This is a genomic window from Glaciihabitans tibetensis, assembly GCF_003003265.1.
In the GTDB taxonomy this organism is placed as follows: Bacteria; Actinomycetota; Actinomycetes; order Actinomycetales; family Microbacteriaceae; genus Glaciihabitans; species Glaciihabitans tibetensis.
In genome coordinates this window covers 72,246-88,386 of sequence record NZ_PVTL01000010.1, presented here as the reverse complement: position 1 = coordinate 88,386, position 16,141 = coordinate 72,246, and the positions used below count along the sequence as shown (strand labels likewise).

The following is a 16,141-nucleotide window of genomic DNA, read 5'->3' as shown; positions in this document are numbered from 1 at the left end:
CCGGTCTACTGGATCGTCAACAGGAAGTCGGCCACGGCGTCACGACGCTCGGCGGATGCCTCGGCGTCGATGATCCAGGCGGCCAGTTCCTCGAGCGGCAGGGCGTCTTCCGGCGCGACAACATCGGTGCGGGTCGGGTAGTCGCCGGCCACGTAGAACGGTTCGAAGCCCGCGCCACCCGTCTCGGTATCGTCGCCCATCATGAAGTCGATGAGCAGTCGCGCCGCAGCGGGGTTCTCGGCGTTCGCGGTGAGACCGAGCATGGCCGGGAAGACGATCCCGGGCGACGGCGCGACGCCGGAGGCGACCTGCAGCGCCCAACCCTCATCTTCGTTGTCGCGGCGGTCGGAGTACGAGGTGAATCCCACGGGCGGGGCGGATTGCCCCAGAGCGCCAATCGCAGCGTTCACGGTGTCGGTGTCGTCGACGAGCACCGCGTCGTTCGCATACAGGTCGCTGACGAACTGCAGTCCGGCGTCCTCGACGCCATCGGCCAGTTCGATCGGCGTGCCGAAGTGCTCCTCGTAGGCGGCAGCCATGTCATCCGCGCGCAGGGACATTTCGGTGACCAGGTCAAGGTAGTCGCCGCGCACGTTCGGGTCGACGAGCACAACCTTGCCCGCCCACTCAGCCTCGGTGAGCTCCCACAGGTTGGAGACGGGCGAGCCGTCGGGGTACGCCTCCTCGTTGTACATGAGCACCTTCGTCGACAGGCGGTTGGCGACAAGCGGGGTCTGGTACTCGGCGGGGAGAACATCCTCCATGCGCGGCGGCAGGTACGCCTCCAGCACTCCGTCGGCGAGCAGCTCGGTCACCACGACCGGCGCATCGGACACATAGGCGACGTCGGCGGTGGCGCTGCCGGCGGCGTGCTCGCTGGCGAGGCGGGTGATCAGCTCGGTGGACGAGATGTCGGTGGCGACCACGTCGATGCCCGGGTACTCGGCTTCGAACGCTTCCTCGACGGTCGCGATCCGGCTGGTGAACGCATACACCGAGACCTCGCCCTCTTCGGTCGCAAGCTCAACCAGCTCATCGTGGCTGAGTGCGCTGTAATCCACGGCATCTTCCGCCTCTGCGGCGGGAGCGCACGCGGCGAGCCCAACGAGCAAGGGGAACGCTGCGGCGACCACAAGGGCGCTGCGCAGCCGGGTGGGCATGGGGCGTCTAAACATGGTGATTCTCCTTTTAGGGGGATGCAACGGGGTAATCAGGCGTCGAAGGTGTCAAGCACTGCGCCAAGACGGTCGAGCGACCGCACGGCGTGTTCTGGGGCGCCCTGCGCGATGGTCAGAACGAGGGCGTTACTGATGGCCATCGGCACCGTCAGTGAGAGAAAGGCGTCGGTGCCGCCGCGGGGTGCCGCGATGATCGCGGACGGGCTCGGCTGCAGGGAGAGAAGAGTGTCGGTGATGAGGACGCTGTGCACGCCTTCCGCGTTCGCCAGGTCGAGCACCGCCCCGAGCACGGAAGGCGCCCGGCGGAACGCAAACACCACGAGCAGGTCGTCGGGGCCGATCGAGGTGACGGCTTCGGCGATGTCGCGGCGCGAGCCCACGAGGGCGACCGGCCGCACCCCGAATCGTTGCAGGCGGCGCGTCAGCTGGTCGACGAGGACGGTCGCGTTTCCTTGCCCAAACAGGTAGACGGTGGATGCCGCGAGCACACGCCCGGCGAGATCATCGAGTTCGTCCTGCGAGACATGCTGGGGCAGGGCGCGCAGAGCCTCGACCTCGTCGTCGACAAACGAGCGCAGTACCTCGTCGAGTGGATGCTGGTCGAGTCGTCCCTTCAGGCGCTGCGACGGTCCGTTGCCGGCGAGGTAGTCCTGGCGGAGGGCGTCTCTCAGCTGCGGATACCCCGCGAAACCCAGCCGTTGGGCAAGCCGGGTGGCAGCAGACTGATGCAACCCGAGAGGCGCGGTCAGGTCGTTCGCGAACCAAAACGCCGCCTCGGCCGGGTGCGACCGCAGCACGCCAACGAGCTTGCGGTCGGTGGCGGTGAGCAGGTGGCCCCTGCTTTTCACGATCTCGGTGATGAACACCCTTGGACGCTAGATGCAAATGCACTTGCAAGAAGTGCAAGTGCTGCACGTTAACTTGGTGTTCATGGAACGTGCAGTGCGCCGTCACGAAATTGCCGCGCGAACCGTCGCTTCTCGTTACGAAATTGGAAACTGTACGGTACAGTACTTGAATGACGTCTGTTCCGACCACCGCGCGCGCCTCGCGCGTGCAGGCCGTGCTGGACGCGACATCCGCCGCCCTGATTGAGGGTGGTTACGCCTCGCTGACCGTGGATCGCATCGCCATGCAGGCCCACGCATCGAAGGCGACGATCTACAAGTCCTGGCCGACCAAGATCGACCTCGTCTGTGCCGTGGCGTCGAGCATCGAGCCCACGATGATTGCGGTGCCGGGGATCGAACTCGATCATGTCGCGGCGATCACCTCGATCGCGCAAGCCGTTCGGAGCATCACCACCGGGCAGACCGGCCGACTTCTTCTCGCCCTTCACGAGGCAAGCCGGGCGGAACAACGCATCAACGACGCCGTCGACGAGCACCTGGTGGTGCCGCACCAGGCGGCCATCGCCACTGCGCTCCGGTCTCTTCAGCTGCAGTCCCGCATCGCGGCGCACGTGGACCCCGTCATCGGCGGCCGCGTGATCGCATCTCTCATCGTCGATCGCGCGCTGGTGAGCGGAGAGCCGATCAGCGAAGACGAGCTCGACACCATCGTGACCCACTGGCTCGCCCCCGCGCTCGATCCCCGCGGCATCAACGGGCGCACGCTCGGCCCTCCCGCCGGACCCGGCTAGCGGCGAGCCGCCCCTCCCGTCCGCGGACTGCCCCGCCACACACCACCCCGCAAACGCTCCACCCCGCAACGCACTGTTCCCGCATGCGCACTATTCCCGCATGCGCACTGAGCCCGAAAACGCACCTCTTCGCGGGTTCCTCCCTCTGCGCCCTGATTCGCGCGACCCACCACTGAAACCGGAGACATCCCTTGTCTGAATCCCTGTCCGCGCGCCCGAAAACCGGTCGCACCTCGCTTCGCGGTAATCCCGCGCTCACCCTCGCCGCCGTGTGCTTTGGCCTCTTTATGGTCGGCCTCGACGGAACCGTCGTCTCCATCGCGAACCCCGCCATCGCACTGTCCCTCGGCACCAGCTTCACCGAGCTCCAGTGGATCACCAACGCCTACCTGCTCGGTCTCGCGGTGTTCCTCATTCTCGGCGGCAAGCTCGGCGACCGCTTCGGCCGCAAAAAGATGTACCTGATCGGTGTGGTTGCGTTTGCCGTCACATCCGTCGCCATTGGCCTGATCGGAACCACAGAGGGCGTGATCATCTTCCGCGCCCTCCAGGGACTCAGCGCGGCGCTGCTGATGCCGCAGACCCTCGCCCTGCTGCGAGCAACGTTCCCGCGGGAAAAGTTCGGAGTCGCGATCGGAATCTGGGGTGGCGCATCGTCCGTTGCCATCGCCGCCGGTCCCATTCTTGGCGGTCTGCTCGTCGGCACGCTCGGCTGGGAATCCGTGTTCTTCATCAACGCACCGATCGCCGTTGTGGGCGTCATCCTTGGTCTGATGGTGCTCAGGGAGAGCACCGCTCCCGGTAAGGCCCGCTTCGACTTCGTCGGAATCATCCTCCTCGCCCTCGGACTGTTCGGCGTTGTGCTCGCCGTCGTGCAGTCCGAGGCCTGGGGCTGGACCAGCCCACTGACGCTCGGTGTGCTCGCGCTGGGACTGGTGCTCATCGTCGCGTTCGTTCTTGTCGAGAACTGGGTCGACACTCCCCTGCTGCCCATGTCGTTGTTCCGCAATCCGACAGTGAGCATCGGCGCGCTGGCCGTGGCAGCCAACTTCTTTGCCCTGTTCGGCGTCACCTTCTTCCTCTCGCTGTTCCTGCTCAATCTGCGCGGTGAAGACGGTCTCGCCGCGGGTGTCATGCTGCTTCCGCTCAGCGCGGTCTCGATCATCGCGTCGCCGATCGGCGCCGCGCTCGTCAGCAAGTTCGGCATCCGATTCCCGATGGCACTGGGTCTCGCACTGGTCGGGCTCTCGCTGTTCGCCCTCACCTTCATTTCTCTTGACTCGCCCTACCTCGGCATGGCGGTGCCGTTTGTCGTGCTCGCGCTCGGCGTGGGCATGGTGATGACCGCGGGTGCTGAGGCGATCGTCGGGAGCGCCCCGGTGCACCTGGCCGGCGTTGCCGGAGGACTCCAGGCGACTGCGCTTCAGCTCGGCGGCGCACTCGGCACCGCGATTCTCGCGGCAGTTGTGTCGTCGAGCGTCTCCGCCCGTCTGGGTACCGTGACCTTCGATGGCTCGGAAGCGGTGGCACAGGGCATCGTTCCGGAGGGCCTTGACGCCGCTACCACCCTCCTTGCCCAGGACGCGTTCCTCGGCGGCCTGCACGCCGCGCTGGTCGTCGCGGGGGTTGTGGCGCTGGTTATTGCCGCCCTCGCCGCCGTATTTGTGCGGTCGCCCCGAGCACACGTTGACGTAGAAACCGTGCTCGTGGAGGCGGAGTCTGGCCTCGCCGGATCGGCGATGCCCATTCCCGCGCCCGAACCCGGCGCACTGACACGCGATAGCGTCAGGTAACACAGCAAAATTGTGGGTCGTCTCTGGGGCGTGGCTTACGCCCCAGGGACGACCGCGTTTGGAGCACCGCATGACCACCCCGCGCATCGCATTCCTCGACGTTGACGGCACCCTCATTGATTCCGGCGAGGTCATCGCGGACTCGACAATCGATGCGGTGCGTACTGCCCGCAAGAACGGGCATCTGGTCTACCTCAGCACCGGACGTGGTGCGAGTGAGATCTTTCCCGTGATCCGGGACATCGGCTTCGATGGCGCCATAACCGCCGGCGGCGGATTTGCCTCGATCGGTGATGAACTCGTCATTGAACGCACGATGCCCGCCGAGGCCGTGGCCCAGATGGTCGACTTTTACGAGCAATCGGGGTACGACTTCTACCTGCAGTCCTACGATGAGGTCTACCCCAGCGCGGGCGTGCGGGCGCACTTCGCGAAATACCTCGCAGACGATCTGGAGCGCCGGGGCGAGATCCGCCCCGACGTCGAATTGGTCACCACCGAAGACGAGCACCCCGCGCTGAAAGCATTCGCCGACGTGCGCCCGCTGAGCTTCGAGGGCATAGCCAAGTCGGTCTTCATCGCGGGCGATCTCCGCGCCTTCGACCGGGTCTTCGAGGCTCTCAGCGCGCGCTTTCACGTCATCACCGGCACGATCCCGCACATGGGTCGCGGGAGCGGAGAGGTGACGCTCGATGGGGTCAACAAGGGTTCCACAATTCTGCAACTTCTCGACCGACTTGGCCTGGACGCGGCATCCGCCCTGGGAATCGGCGACAGCAGCAACGACATCGAGATGCTGCAGGTGTGCGGAGTGGGCATCGCCATGGGCAACGCCACGGACGAGATCAAGGCGCACGCCAACGAGGTCACGACGTCCGTGCTCGACGACGGAGTCTGGAACGCGTTCCGCCGGCACGGCCTGGTCTGAGCCCAGACTTCGTCCTAGATTGCGGACTGGCCCCCGTCGGACGGCAGGATGACGCCATTGATGTTGGTGCCGTCCGCGCTCAAGAGGAAAGTGATGGACGCCGCGAGCTGGATGGCCTCGGCGACCGGCGGAAGGATGGCCATCGCGCCCTGGATGCGTTCCTTGCCGAGTTCCGAGTTGAACCGTGCCTGGATGTTGGTCGCCACCGGCCCGGGTGCAACCGCGTTTACCCGGATGCCGGACGGCGCGTACATAAACGACGCGCTGCGGGTCATTCCGACCACGGCGTGCTTGGACGCCGTGTAGGCGAATCCCGCAGAGGAGCCGCGGAGAGCAGCCTCCGAGGCGACGTTCACGATGGAACCCTGGCCGGCCGCGATCATAAACGGAAGGACCGCTCGCGTCAGGCGGAACATTCCGTCGACGTTCACCGCGAACACCCGCTCCCACACCTCGTCGGAGACCTCGTGCAGCGGAGTCATGTCGTCCATGATGCCGGCCACGTTGGCCAGGGCGTCAATGCGTCCGTCGGCGGCGGCGATGATCCCCGCGATGTCATCCTTGTTCGTGATGTCCCCCGCGACCGTGACGACCGAGTAGTCGCCGTGCGCCCCCGCGAATTCCCCGAGGCGTTCCGTCGAAATGTCGACGGCGATGACCTTTCCGCCCTCACGAGCAACCCGCGACGCGACCGCGCGACCAATGCCGGAGCCCGCACCCGTGACAATCACCGTCTGCCCCGCGAATCGGTCGGGAACGATGGATTCCTTCCAACCGAGTTCGGGGGTGCCATCGTCTTCGGGCATCACTCCGCCGTTTGCAGCAAGGACGAGCGCGTCGACCGCGGACTGCGGCAGCTTCCCCTGGCTCAGCTCGACCAGGCGCTGAAGCGCGAAGGTGCGGACCGGCCTCAGAGACTCCTCGTCCTGGCCCATCTGGGTAAGAAAGCCGCGCATGAGCGGGCCTCCCGACGGATCGTCGAGCCAGGTTCCGATAGATGACTTCGCGGTCAGGACGCTCACGGTGTTCTCCATTCGATGCGGTGGTGTTGCGGTGGGGTTCGTTGGTACCCAGCATGATGCCAATACTCGCAAGATGAACCATTCCCGTGTATGAGATTCGCCTACGCGAACTCGAGGTGTCGGTCGGCGCGCGCGATCGTGCCCAGCTCGTCACCCTGGTCTTTCGGGCGGGCCTCGCACCACAGCACAGCGCACCGCAGCACAGCTGACGATCCCCCAGCTGAGGTCGCGACGGCTGCGCGAATGAGCTGGTGCGCTCTGTTGCCAAGGAGGCCCTGATCCGCTCAACTGGGTGGTGACGAACTTTCTGTCGACACCGCAGAGTTTCGCCCGAAAGGAGACGCGCGATGACGGGTCGCATTCACATCGATCTCTTCACCACCCTCGACGGAGTGGCCCAGGCCCCCGGCGGGCCCGATGAAGACCCGGAGGGCGGCTTCGCGTTCGGAGGCTGGCAGGCGCCGCTGATCGATGCCGCGGTCGGAACGCAGGTCATCGAGGGCATCCGCGACATGGACGCGCTCCTGCTGGGTCGGCGCACCTACGACATCTTTGCGTCGTACTGGCCGCACCAGCTCGACGGGCCCGACAACGAAATCGCGCGCGTGTTCGACGCGATACCGAAGTACGTCGCGTCGCGAAGCGCGCTGAAGCTGGGGTGGCGGGACTCGCACCTGCTGGGCCCCGACCTCGGTGCGGAGCTTGCGGCCCTGCGAGAGCGCCACCGCAGCATCCACCTCATTGGCAGCGTCGAATTCGCCCGCTCGCTGGTCGCGGAGGGACTGTTCGACCAGCTGAACCTGTGGGTCTACCCCGTCGTGGTGGGGGCGGGCAAACGTCTGTTCCCCGACGCGGGACCGCCGACAACCCTTCGGCTGCTCGAACCCCCGGCGCCGTCGGAGAAGGGTGCCGTGCTGCTGCGCTACGGTCCGGCGGGCGGCGCGCCGGCGACGGGCGACATGACCACCGCCGAGTAAGCCGAACGCCCAGTCACCGAGCCGCAACGGACCATTAACTTAAGTTGACGGGCCGGCGGCGCACAAGCGTCTCTCCCCCTCGCGACGCGCGCCCCTCGACTAGAAAAGGACAACAGCATGGCGATCAGGAACGCACTGGCGGACATCCGAACGATGAATGCGCTCTTCACCGCAGCCGAGAACGCGGCCACCGAGCTGGGCGACGAGCAGCCGGGCGCGGAGCATCTGCTCCTCGCGGCGTTGGATCTCGACGACGCGTCGGCGCGGGCGGCATTTGACGCCGTAAACGTGACACCGGACGAGGTTCGCTCCGCCCTCGTCCAGGTGCATGCGGCAGCGCTCCGCGCCGTGGGCATCGAGGCGGCCACGGTCGACCAGCTTGGCTCACCCGGTTCATCGCGCCCCCTCACCGGCCCGTACCGGAGCACCGGTTCGGCGCAGGACCTGTTTCAGGGGGCGCGGCGCCTGTCTGCTTCGGACAAGCCTTCGCTGCTGAGGGCCGGCCACATCGTGATCGTCGCCGCGGAGGCCGAGTACGGCACGGTCGCGCGCCTCATTGACCTGCTCGAGATCGATCGGGCGCATCTGACGGAGGCGGCCCGCGCCGCGATCGCCTCGTAACCGCAAACGGCCGCCGAGTCATCCGGGTCAGTCGTTGATTGCGTGGATGCCGCGCCGCTTGAGCTCTGCCACGTGCGCAAGCATCGCCTCGAGAACCTCGGGCGGGTGACCCTGCCAGTCGCGAACCTCGTCCACCACGCGCAGCGTCTGCCGGGTTCGGTAGGACCTCGTGGGGTTTCCCGGGAACTTCTGGTCGGTCAGGTTGGGATCGTCCTCGATCGGGCCCGTCGGTTCCACCCGGTAGATCCTGCCGGGGCCCTCGCCCACGGCCAGTTCCGCTCCCCAGATCGCGGCATCCATGGTGGCCGTCAGGTAGATGAAGTTGGCCTTCTCACGCTCACCAAAGTTGGAGCGGTAGCCGGGCTGCAGCAGGTCGCCAGCTGACCTGTCGGCTTTGGTGCCGTGGTAGAACGGGCCGTTCGGTACGGAACCGTCCGGTGGATCAGTGGCCGAAGTATCCGCGGTGGTATTCATAAACCCAGCCAACCAGGGCAATCACACCGATGCCCACACCGATGAAGGCGATCCAGGCCCCGACTGCGACACCGAGAAAGAGGAGCGCGGCGCTGGCTGCGAGCACGATCGGCCACCAGCTCCACGGGCTGAAGAAGCCCTGCTCGGCCTCGCCGTCGTCGATGTTCGCGTCGGTCCGGTCTTCCGGAAGTTCCCCACCCTGGCTGCGGTGGGTGCGGGTCGCGTAGAAGGCGATAAACGCCGACGCCGCTGCGCAGAACGCGAGGCCGATGGTGCCGATCCATTCGACGACTCCACTCTGGCCGCCCGTCGGGTCGGTTGCGAGGCCCTGCTGGTTGTAGATGTACGTCCACACCGTGTACCCGACGGCAGCCACAAGAAAAAAAGCGGCCAGAAGCCAAAAAAGTTTGATGCTTGCGCGCATGACGCACCCCCTGGGAATTCGGCGGACTGACGACGGATCGTTCACGACGTAAACATCGACTCGCTCCGGCCCCCAAATCTAACAGGGAAATGCCCGTCTGAGATGCGGATGCCACGGCAGAAGCTGCGCGTCGACCGGCAGCCATGGCCGCCCCCTCCGAAAAATCGTCAACCCGTAAAAATGGCGAATTTCATTCATAGAGTGAGGACGCAACCGAAGTGCAGTTCAGCAGACCAGGACGCGTTTTTGAGCGCGAGCTCAAATCTGGTCACCGCACCATCCTGCGGCCTCCGCTCCATACTCAAACTATGTGGGCGGGGGCCGCAGTTTTATGGGGGTGCAAGTTGACTTTGTCGGAGTAGTGTCGTCGCTCGTGACCATGCCTGATGTGCCGAAAACGATCCCGGCAGAGATATCGCTGAGCAGCGCCTCTGATAACGTGCCGACGACAAAGCTGACCAGGTGGCTGCTGGCGAATCGTGTGGCCCCGGCGGGTCCAGGGTCGGGCGAGAACACCCAGACGCACTCCTGGTGGAAGGTGATGTCGCTCACCGGCGTGGACTACTTCTCCACCCTCTCCTACCTCCCTGCCATCGCCGTTCTCGCCGCCGGCGCCCTGTCCCCCGTGGCGACGCTGCTGATCGTTCTCCTCACCCTCTTCGGCATGCTTCCGATGTACCGGCGCGTGGCGAAGCAAAGCCCGCACGGCCAGGGATCGGTCGCGATGCTCGAGAAGCTCCTGCCGTTTTGGCGGGGCAAGCTCTTCGTTCTCGTTCTGTTGGGATTCGTTGCGACCTCGTGGATCATCACGATCACCCTCTCCAGCGCCGACGCCACGGTGCACCTGCTCGAGAACCCCCTCGTCCCCGAAAGTTTTCGATCCCACCAGGTGCTCGTCACCGTCATCCTGCTGCTGGTGCTCGGCGGCGTCTTTCTCCTCGGGTTCAATGAGGCGGTCAACGTCGCCATTCCCCTGGTGGTGTTGTTTCTCGGGCTGAACCTCGTGGTCATCGTCGTCGCGGTCGACAACATCGTGCTCGACCCGTCGACCTTCACAGACTGGACCGAGCGTCTCGCCGCCAGCAGCGGCGACTTCGGCGACCTGACCAGAACGGCAGTCTTTGCGTTCCCCCTGCTGGTTTTGGGGCTCTCCGGGTTTGAGACCGGCGTAAGCATGATGCCGCTCGTGAAGTCCGAGGGCTTCACCGAGTACCAGGTGCTGGCGTCCCGCGTGCGGAATACCCGCAAGTTGCTCACCACCGCGGCCGTCATCATGAGCGCGTACCTGCTCGCGACCAGCGTGGTCACCACCATTCTCATCCCCGAGGAGGAGTTCGCCCCGGGTGGCGAGGCCAATGGTCGCGCTCTTGCCTACCTCGCCCACCTCTATCTGGGTGAGGGGTTCGGCACCGTCTACGACATCAGCAGCGTGCTCATCCTCTGGTTCGCCGGCGCGTCCGCCATGGCTGGGTTGATCAACATTGTGCCGCGCTACTTGCCGTCGTACGGTATGGCGCCCGAGTGGAGCAAGGCGATTCGCCCGGTTGTCCTCGTCTACACCGGCATCAGCATCATCATCACGATCGCCTTCAACGCAGACGTGAACGCGCAGGCGGGCGCCTACGCCACGGGTATCCTCGCGATGATGGTCTCCGGGGCGGTCGCGGTCACCATCGCAGCATTCCGCATCCGCGACAGACGCGGTTCCATCGGTTTCACCATCCTCACGATCGTGTTGCTGTACGCACTCGTCGCCAACATCATTGAAAAGCCCGATGGGATAGCCATCTCGGGCGTCTTCATCGGCGGCATCATCGCCATTTCACTGATCTCGCGGGTCTATCGCGCCACCGAGCTGCGAGTCGAACGGGTCGAGTTCAACTCGACGGCGCAACGGCTCATCACTGCGGCGCTGGGCACGGACGGCCAATTGACTCTGATCGCGAACCGCCGAAAAACCGGCGACGTCGACGAGTACGCCGAAAAAGAGCTCGACCAGCGCGGCATGAATCTCGTCCCCACGAAGGCCCGGGTGCTTTTTCTTGAGGTGGATGTCGTGGACCCGTCGACGTTCAGCCGCACCCTCCGCGTCAAGGGAGTCGAGGTGGGCGGGTACAACGTCCTTCGCGTCGAAGGCTCCGTCGTGCCGAACAGCATCGCCGCCATCCTGCTCGCCCTGAGGGACGCGACGGGGGTGCGCCCGAACTGCTACTTCGAGTGGGCGGAGGGAAACCCGGTCGCCTACCTCTTCAAGTACCTCCTGTTCGGTCGCGGTGACACCGCGCCGCTCGTGAGGGAGATCCTCCGCGAAGCAGAGAAAGATCCCAAGCGCCGTCCGGGAATCCACGTCGGCTGACCGCCCGGTTGACCGCCCGGTGAGGTCGCCAGATGAGGTCGACAGGAAAAATACCCGCTCAGCTGGTAGTTTCCGGTGAGGATCCACCCCCCTCGCAACCCACGGAGAACATCATGGCGCTGATCGACAACGGCATCTACGTCGGCGGACGACGAACCGGCAACCCGCACACCCTGAGCGAGACCTACGAGTTGCTGCGCGAACGGGACGGCATGGCGTGGATCGGCCTGTATCGCCCAGACCGGGACGAACTCCGGTCGGTTGCGGACGAGTTCGCCCTCCACCCTCTCTCGGTTGAAGACGCCCTGAAGGGGCATCAGCGCGCCAAGCTCGAGCGCTTCGGAGACACCCTGTTCATCGTGTTGCGGCCCGCCTGGTACCTCGATGCGGAGGAGACCGTTGAGTTCGGCGAGGTGCATCTGTTCATCGGACCCGGATTTGTGGTGACCGTCAGGCACGCGGAAAACCCGGACCTTGCAAAGGTTCGCAAGCGGCTTGAGGACAATCCCGATCTGCTGGCGCTGGGGCCGGAGGCGGTGCTGTACACGATCCTCGACGAAGTGGTCGATGGCTACGGCCCCGTTGTCGCGGGGCTGGAGAACGACATCGACGAGATTCAGGACCAGCTGTTCGCCGGAGACCCGGCCGTCTCCCGACGGATCTACGAGCTGTTGCGCGAGGTGATCTCGTTCCAGCGCGCCACCCGGCCGCTCGAGGCGATGCTGGAATCGCTGCAGCGCGGAGCGGACAAGTACGGCGTCGACCTTGAGCTGCAGCGGTCTCTGCGCGACGTCCTCGACCACGTGCTGCGCGTCTCGGAGCGTGCCGACTCGTTCCGGATCCTGCTGGAGAACGCTCTCACCGTGCATTCCACCCTGGTCACGCAGCAACAGAATGACGAGATGCGGCGGCTGTCGGAGGCGAGTCTCGAGCAGAACGAGGAAACGCGCAAACTCTCTGAGACGGGTCTCGCGCAGAACGAGGAGATCAAAAAAATCTCCTCCTGGGCGGCGATCCTCTTCGCCCCCACCTTGATCGGCACGATCTACGGCATGAACTTCACCTACATGCCGGAGCTCGACTGGCCGCTCGGGTATCCCCTCGCGCTGGTCGCGATGGTCGTCGGCGGATTCGTCCTTTACCGAGTATTCAAAGCTCGACACTGGCTGTAGCAGCACAACACCAACTCGCCTCGGCCGCAGGCGGCCGCTGGACCAGACCCGCCGTGCGTTTGTATTCTTCGAGGATGACGAACTTCAGCAAAGGCGACCGTGTGAGCTGGGCGACATCCCAGGGGCGAACCCAGGGCGAGGTAGTGGAGAAAAAGACCAGCGACTTCGAGTTCGCTGGCCAGACCTTCCGCGCCTCGGAGGATGAGCCTGCGTTCATCGTGAAATCCGAGAAGACCGGTGCCGAGGCCGCGCACAAGGGAAGCGCCCTGCGCAAGCTGTCGCCCCGCACGGGCGACTAACCTCCTCGCCCAGAGGTCTTTAGTCGCCGCTCGTCCACCGCTCGTTCATCCCGCTGGGATTGACTGGGCGTACCCCATGGATTTCCGTCAGCTCGAAGTGTTCCGCGCGATCGCGGAAGAGCTCCATTTCGGGCGCGCTGCCCAGAAACTGTTCATGGCCCAGCCCTCCGTGACCCAGGCATTACAGAAGCTCGAAGCGGATGTCGGTGCCCGCCTCGTACACCGCACTTCGAGGAGCGTGCAGCTCACCCCGGCCGGCACCGTCTTTCTGTCGGAGATCGAGCGGGTGTTCGCCGCCGCAGATCGCGCCGTCACACTGGCGCGGCAGGCAGCTCACGGCCGGGTCGGCGCCCTGCGGATCGCCACAAACTACCCGGCCAGCCGGTTGTTGCTGCTGCCCCTGCTCGAAGACCTCCGCCGGCGCGATACCGGCATCACGACGATGTTGCGCGAGCTGGGATCGCCGGAGCAGCTGCGCGCGCTGCTCCGCGGAGACCTCGATCTCGGCCTCGTCTACGGGCCCGTCGACGAGCCGGGTCTCGGCAGCGCCTACCTGCTCAGCGTGCCCGTGGTCGCTATCGTGCGGGCCGGGCATCCACTCGCGGCAACCGAGGTGCTCTCGTTCAGCGACATCCCGCGATATCCCTATCTCACGGGTTTCGCGGCGGCGAGCTCGGTCATCGAAACCGCGATCGTCGCGGCGGCCGCAGAGCACGGTGTGCATCTCACCGCGGCCTCGGGCACCACCGACCTCGCCAGCTACCAGCTCGAACTGGAGACCACCGACAGCATCGGGTTCAGCTCCGAACAGCGCGGCGAGCAGAGCCGCGCCAACGGTATGCACCTGCTGCGGCTCGGGCCGGTCGAGCCACAGCTCGAGATCCACGTTGCGTGGAACCTGCAGCAGAGTGAACCCTCGGTGAACACCGTGATCGAGCGGCTCATCGAGCTTGCGGAGAGCAATCGCGTGCACGGATAGTGTCGCCTTTCAACGATTGTGCAGGGCAATCGGACTATCGCTTTCTGCTTCTTGATGCAATCTCAGTGGGGCACCGAACATGGTCTCTGAACGGCCGGGACTTTCGCGGCCAGAACGAAAGGGAGCCATGCTCCTCACCCCTCTCGGCGTGCTCGCCGGCATGCCCGCCTCCGGCCAGGGCAGCTCCGGCTACCTCGTGCACGCTGGCGACACAACGATCCTGCTCGACGCGGGCCCCGGCACAGCGCTCTCGGCCAGCCGCCACCTCGACGAGCGAGCACTCGACGCGGTCTTCATCAGCCACCAGCACAGCGACCACATCTACGATCTCCTGCCGCTCGGCAAGATGCTGCTCTCGAAGCGTCTCCGCCGCGACGAGCGCACGCTCGAACTCGAGATCGACGAGTCGGTCGCGGCCGTGCCGCTCTTTGTGCCTCGCGGCGCTCTTGCCGCGCTGCGCACGCTCGCCGCTCTGTTTCCCGTGACGACGCATCCCCTGCTCGACCGCGCCTTCGACCTCGCCTTCGACGTGCACGAGTACGAGCCGGGTGACACGCACACCGTCGGCGCTGCCTCGCTGCGCTTCGAACTGTTGGCGCACGTTTCGCCCAACTGCGGCGTGCGCGTCGAGGCCGGTACGGACAGCCTCGTCTACACCGGCGACACCGGCTTGACCGATGCGCTGCCCGCCCTGGCGGACGGTGCGGGAACCCTGCTCAGCGAGAGCACGCTGCGCGAGACCGATCGCAGCGGCCACGGCCACCTCACCGCCCAGGAGGCAGCCCAGGCAGCCCGCGCCGCCGGGGTAACCGACCTCGTGCTCACCCACTTCAGCAGCACCGACCCGATCGATCACGCCTGGCATCGCCGGAGCGCCGCAGAGATCTTCGCCGGCCCCATCCACATCGCCCAGCCCGGACTTCCCCTCTTCGTCTCCCCCACCCGAAAGGCATCAGCATGAGCACCACCCCGCGCTCCTTCCGCCGCATCACCACCGTTGCCACCACTTTTCTCGCGATCGGTTCCGTCATCGCCATGACCGGCTGCGCGACATCCGCCGATCCCGAATCCGCCGAGAACGTCACCATCACCTTCAGCTCGTACAACTACGGAACGGCGGGCGCCGCGGGCGACGGCACGCAGGCCCTCCTCGACCGTTTCGCGGAGCTTCACCCGGAGATCACCGTGGTTCCGGAGGCGGTGCCGGTGGCCGACGTGCTCACCAAGACCAAGACGGCCGTGGCCGCCGACATCGCGCCCGACGTGGTGCAGCTTGGCTACAGCAAGCTCGCCGAGGCGCTCGAGACGCTGCCGATCCAGTCGATCGAAGACGCCGCGGGAGACGAGTGGGCCGACCACGTCGAGGGCATCAACCCGGCTCTCGTGAAAACCGGCACGTCCGACGGCACCGTGAAGGCCCTGCCGTACACGGTGTCGATTCCGACGGTCTTCTACAACGCCGATCTCTTCCGTGCAGCCGGGCTCGACCCCGACGCGCCGCCCACAAGCATCGAGGAGGTCTCCGAGGCCGCCGCCGCCATCACCGCGACCGGTGCCTACGGCGCGTACTTCGGAATCGTCGACTCAGGCAAGTCGGACTACGTGACGCAGTCGGTCATCAACAGCTCCGGTGGGGCGATCGTGGATGCGGAAGGCGAGGTCACGCTCGACTCCCCCGAGGCGATCGCCGGCCTGCAGGCCGTGCAGGACCTCACCACCGAGGGCCTGCAGCCCGCGGTGAGCGTCGATGACGCGGTCGCCGCCTTCTCCTCCGGAACCCTCGGCATGCTCATCATGACCACCGCAGTCCTGGGCAGCATCAACACCGCGGCCGAGGGCAACTTCGAGCTGCGCACGGGCGCGTTCCCCAGCTTCAACGACGACGACGCCCGCCCCACCCATTCCGGCGCGAGCCTGGTGATCCTCAGTGACGACGAGGCGAAGCAGCACGCATCGTGGGAGCTCGTGAAGTTCCTCACCAGCAAGGAGGGCTACACGATGATCACCGAACAGATCGGTTACCTGCCGCTGCGTGCAGATCTCGCGACCGACCCGGAGTACCTCGCCGGCTACTTCGAAGAGAACCAGCTGCTGCTGCCCCCGCTCGAGCAGCTCGAGACACTCGCGCCGTACCTGTCCTTCCCCGGGCCGAAGGCCAACCAGGCCACGGTTCTGCTCCAGGACAACGCGGTCTCCCCGATCGTGCTGCGCGACGCAGACGTGAAGACCACCCTCACCGAGACGGCCGACCGTATCCGCGAGCTCGTCGGCTAACG

The 16,141-nt window shown here is 65.7% G+C and carries 16 protein-coding genes; 11 read left to right on the top strand and 5 right to left on the bottom strand.

Annotated elements, in window-relative coordinates; translation table 11 throughout:
- Positions 1–5 precede the first annotated feature (5 nt).
- Both B0I08_RS16135 and B0I08_RS16130 read right to left on the bottom strand, forming a co-directional pair.
- Positions 6–1,175, bottom strand: a complete 1,170-nt coding sequence (locus tag B0I08_RS16135; protein ID WP_245884855.1) for an ABC transporter substrate-binding protein — start codon at positions 1,173–1,175, stop codon at positions 6–8.
- A gap of 35 nt (positions 1,176–1,210) precedes the next feature.
- Positions 1,211–2,044 carry a MurR/RpiR family transcriptional regulator gene (locus B0I08_RS16130; RefSeq protein ID WP_106214703.1) on the bottom strand — a complete coding sequence of 278 codons (834 nt, stop codon included), beginning with the start codon at positions 2,042–2,044 and terminating at the stop codon, positions 1,211–1,213.
- Positions 2,045–2,196: 152 nt separating this feature from the next.
- Here B0I08_RS16130 and B0I08_RS16125 point away from each other — a divergent pair, with 152 nt between their 5' ends.
- The 3 genes from B0I08_RS16125 (at position 2,197) to B0I08_RS16115 (ending at position 5,541) form a co-directional block, all read left to right on the top strand.
- Positions 2,197–2,820, top strand: a complete 624-nt coding sequence (locus B0I08_RS16125; RefSeq protein WP_106214701.1) for a TetR/AcrR family transcriptional regulator — start codon at positions 2,197–2,199, stop codon at positions 2,818–2,820.
- Between the two features lie 191 nt (positions 2,821–3,011).
- Positions 3,012–4,613 carry an MFS transporter gene (locus B0I08_RS16120; protein WP_219905694.1) on the top strand — a complete coding sequence of 534 codons (1,602 nt, stop codon included), beginning with the start codon at positions 3,012–3,014 and terminating at the stop codon, positions 4,611–4,613.
- Between the two features lie 70 nt (positions 4,614–4,683).
- Positions 4,684–5,541, top strand: coding sequence for an HAD family hydrolase (locus B0I08_RS16115; protein WP_106214699.1), 858 nt, complete (start codon positions 4,684–4,686; stop codon positions 5,539–5,541).
- A 14-nt stretch (positions 5,542–5,555) separates the two neighbouring features.
- Here B0I08_RS16115 and B0I08_RS16110 read toward each other — a convergent pair whose 3' ends face one another.
- Positions 5,556–6,563, bottom strand: a complete 1,008-nt coding sequence (locus tag B0I08_RS16110) for an SDR family NAD(P)-dependent oxidoreductase (protein WP_425433011.1) — start codon at positions 6,561–6,563, stop codon at positions 5,556–5,558.
- 347 nt (positions 6,564–6,910) lie between these two features.
- Between B0I08_RS16110 and B0I08_RS16105 the strand changes: the two genes are divergently transcribed.
- A complete protein-coding gene (locus B0I08_RS16105; protein WP_106214695.1) occupies positions 6,911–7,540 on the top strand; it encodes a dihydrofolate reductase family protein in 630 nt (209 codons plus the stop codon).
- 117 nt (positions 7,541–7,657) lie between these two features.
- Positions 7,658–8,161 (top strand): Clp protease N-terminal domain-containing protein, encoded by a 504-nt coding sequence (locus B0I08_RS16100; RefSeq protein WP_106214693.1) that lies wholly within the window; start codon positions 7,658–7,660, stop codon positions 8,159–8,161.
- Between the two features lie 27 nt (positions 8,162–8,188).
- Here B0I08_RS16100 and arr read toward each other — a convergent pair whose 3' ends face one another.
- A complete protein-coding gene (gene arr / locus B0I08_RS16095) occupies positions 8,189–8,635 on the bottom strand; it encodes an NAD(+)--rifampin ADP-ribosyltransferase (RefSeq protein WP_106214691.1) in 447 nt (148 codons plus the stop codon).
- A complete protein-coding gene (ctaF, locus tag B0I08_RS16090) occupies positions 8,604–9,059 on the bottom strand; it encodes an aa3-type cytochrome oxidase subunit IV (RefSeq protein WP_106214689.1) in 456 nt (151 codons plus the stop codon). Before ctaF ends, arr begins: the two co-directional genes overlap by 32 nt.
- 379 nt (positions 9,060–9,438) lie before the next feature.
- Here ctaF and B0I08_RS16085 point away from each other — a divergent pair, with 379 nt between their 5' ends.
- From B0I08_RS16085 to B0I08_RS16060, 6 genes are all read left to right on the top strand, one after another.
- Positions 9,439–11,415, top strand: a complete 1,977-nt coding sequence (locus tag B0I08_RS16085; RefSeq protein ID WP_106214764.1) for an APC family permease — start codon at positions 9,439–9,441, stop codon at positions 11,413–11,415.
- Between the two features lie 113 nt (positions 11,416–11,528).
- Complete coding sequence (locus tag B0I08_RS16080; protein WP_106214687.1) at positions 11,529–12,587, top strand: magnesium and cobalt transport protein CorA; 1,059 nt, start codon at positions 11,529–11,531, stop codon at positions 12,585–12,587.
- Between the two features lie 74 nt (positions 12,588–12,661).
- On the top strand, positions 12,662–12,886 hold the full coding sequence (locus B0I08_RS16075) for a hypervirulence associated TUDOR domain-containing protein (RefSeq protein WP_106214685.1): 225 nt from the start codon (positions 12,662–12,664) through the stop codon (positions 12,884–12,886).
- A gap of 76 nt (positions 12,887–12,962) precedes the next feature.
- Positions 12,963–13,865 carry a LysR family transcriptional regulator gene (locus B0I08_RS16070; RefSeq protein ID WP_106214684.1) on the top strand — a complete coding sequence of 301 codons (903 nt, stop codon included), beginning with the start codon at positions 12,963–12,965 and terminating at the stop codon, positions 13,863–13,865.
- A 127-nt stretch (positions 13,866–13,992) separates the two neighbouring features.
- Positions 13,993–14,826, top strand: a complete 834-nt coding sequence (locus B0I08_RS16065; RefSeq protein WP_106214682.1) for an MBL fold metallo-hydrolase — start codon at positions 13,993–13,995, stop codon at positions 14,824–14,826.
- Positions 14,823–16,139 carry an ABC transporter substrate-binding protein gene (locus tag B0I08_RS16060; RefSeq protein WP_219905693.1) on the top strand — a complete coding sequence of 439 codons (1,317 nt, stop codon included), beginning with the start codon at positions 14,823–14,825 and terminating at the stop codon, positions 16,137–16,139. Before B0I08_RS16065 ends, B0I08_RS16060 begins: the two co-directional genes overlap by 4 nt.
- Positions 16,140–16,141 lie beyond the last annotated feature (2 nt).

Excerpts from the sequence above, each read along its gene's own strand:
- B0I08_RS16060 (WP_219905693.1), top strand. The coding sequence starts at position 14,823 with ATGAGCACCACCCCGCGCTCCTTCCGCCGCATCACCACCGTTGCCACC.
- B0I08_RS16105 (WP_106214695.1), top strand. The coding sequence starts at position 6,911 with ATGACGGGTCGCATTCACATCGATCTCTTCACCACCCTCGACGGAGTG.
- arr (WP_106214691.1), bottom strand. The coding sequence starts at position 8,635 with ATGAATACCACCGCGGATACTTCGGCCACTGATCCACCGGACGGTTCC.
- B0I08_RS16075 (WP_106214685.1), top strand. The coding sequence starts at position 12,662 with ATGACGAACTTCAGCAAAGGCGACCGTGTGAGCTGGGCGACATCCCAG.
- B0I08_RS16070 (WP_106214684.1), top strand. The coding sequence starts at position 12,963 with ATGGATTTCCGTCAGCTCGAAGTGTTCCGCGCGATCGCGGAAGAGCTC.
- B0I08_RS16115 (WP_106214699.1), top strand. The coding sequence starts at position 4,684 with ATGACCACCCCGCGCATCGCATTCCTCGACGTTGACGGCACCCTCATT.
- B0I08_RS16135 (WP_245884855.1), bottom strand. The coding sequence starts at position 1,175 with ATGTTTAGACGCCCCATGCCCACCCGGCTGCGCAGCGCCCTTGTGGTC.
- B0I08_RS16085 (WP_106214764.1), top strand. The coding sequence starts at position 9,439 with ATGCCTGATGTGCCGAAAACGATCCCGGCAGAGATATCGCTGAGCAGC.
- B0I08_RS16065 (WP_106214682.1), top strand. The coding sequence starts at position 13,993 with ATGCTCCTCACCCCTCTCGGCGTGCTCGCCGGCATGCCCGCCTCCGGC.
- B0I08_RS16080 (WP_106214687.1), top strand. The coding sequence starts at position 11,529 with ATGGCGCTGATCGACAACGGCATCTACGTCGGCGGACGACGAACCGGC.
- B0I08_RS16125 (WP_106214701.1), top strand. The coding sequence starts at position 2,197 with ATGACGTCTGTTCCGACCACCGCGCGCGCCTCGCGCGTGCAGGCCGTG.
- B0I08_RS16100 (WP_106214693.1), top strand. The coding sequence starts at position 7,658 with ATGGCGATCAGGAACGCACTGGCGGACATCCGAACGATGAATGCGCTC.
- ctaF (WP_106214689.1), bottom strand. The coding sequence starts at position 9,059 with ATGCGCGCAAGCATCAAACTTTTTTGGCTTCTGGCCGCTTTTTTTCTT.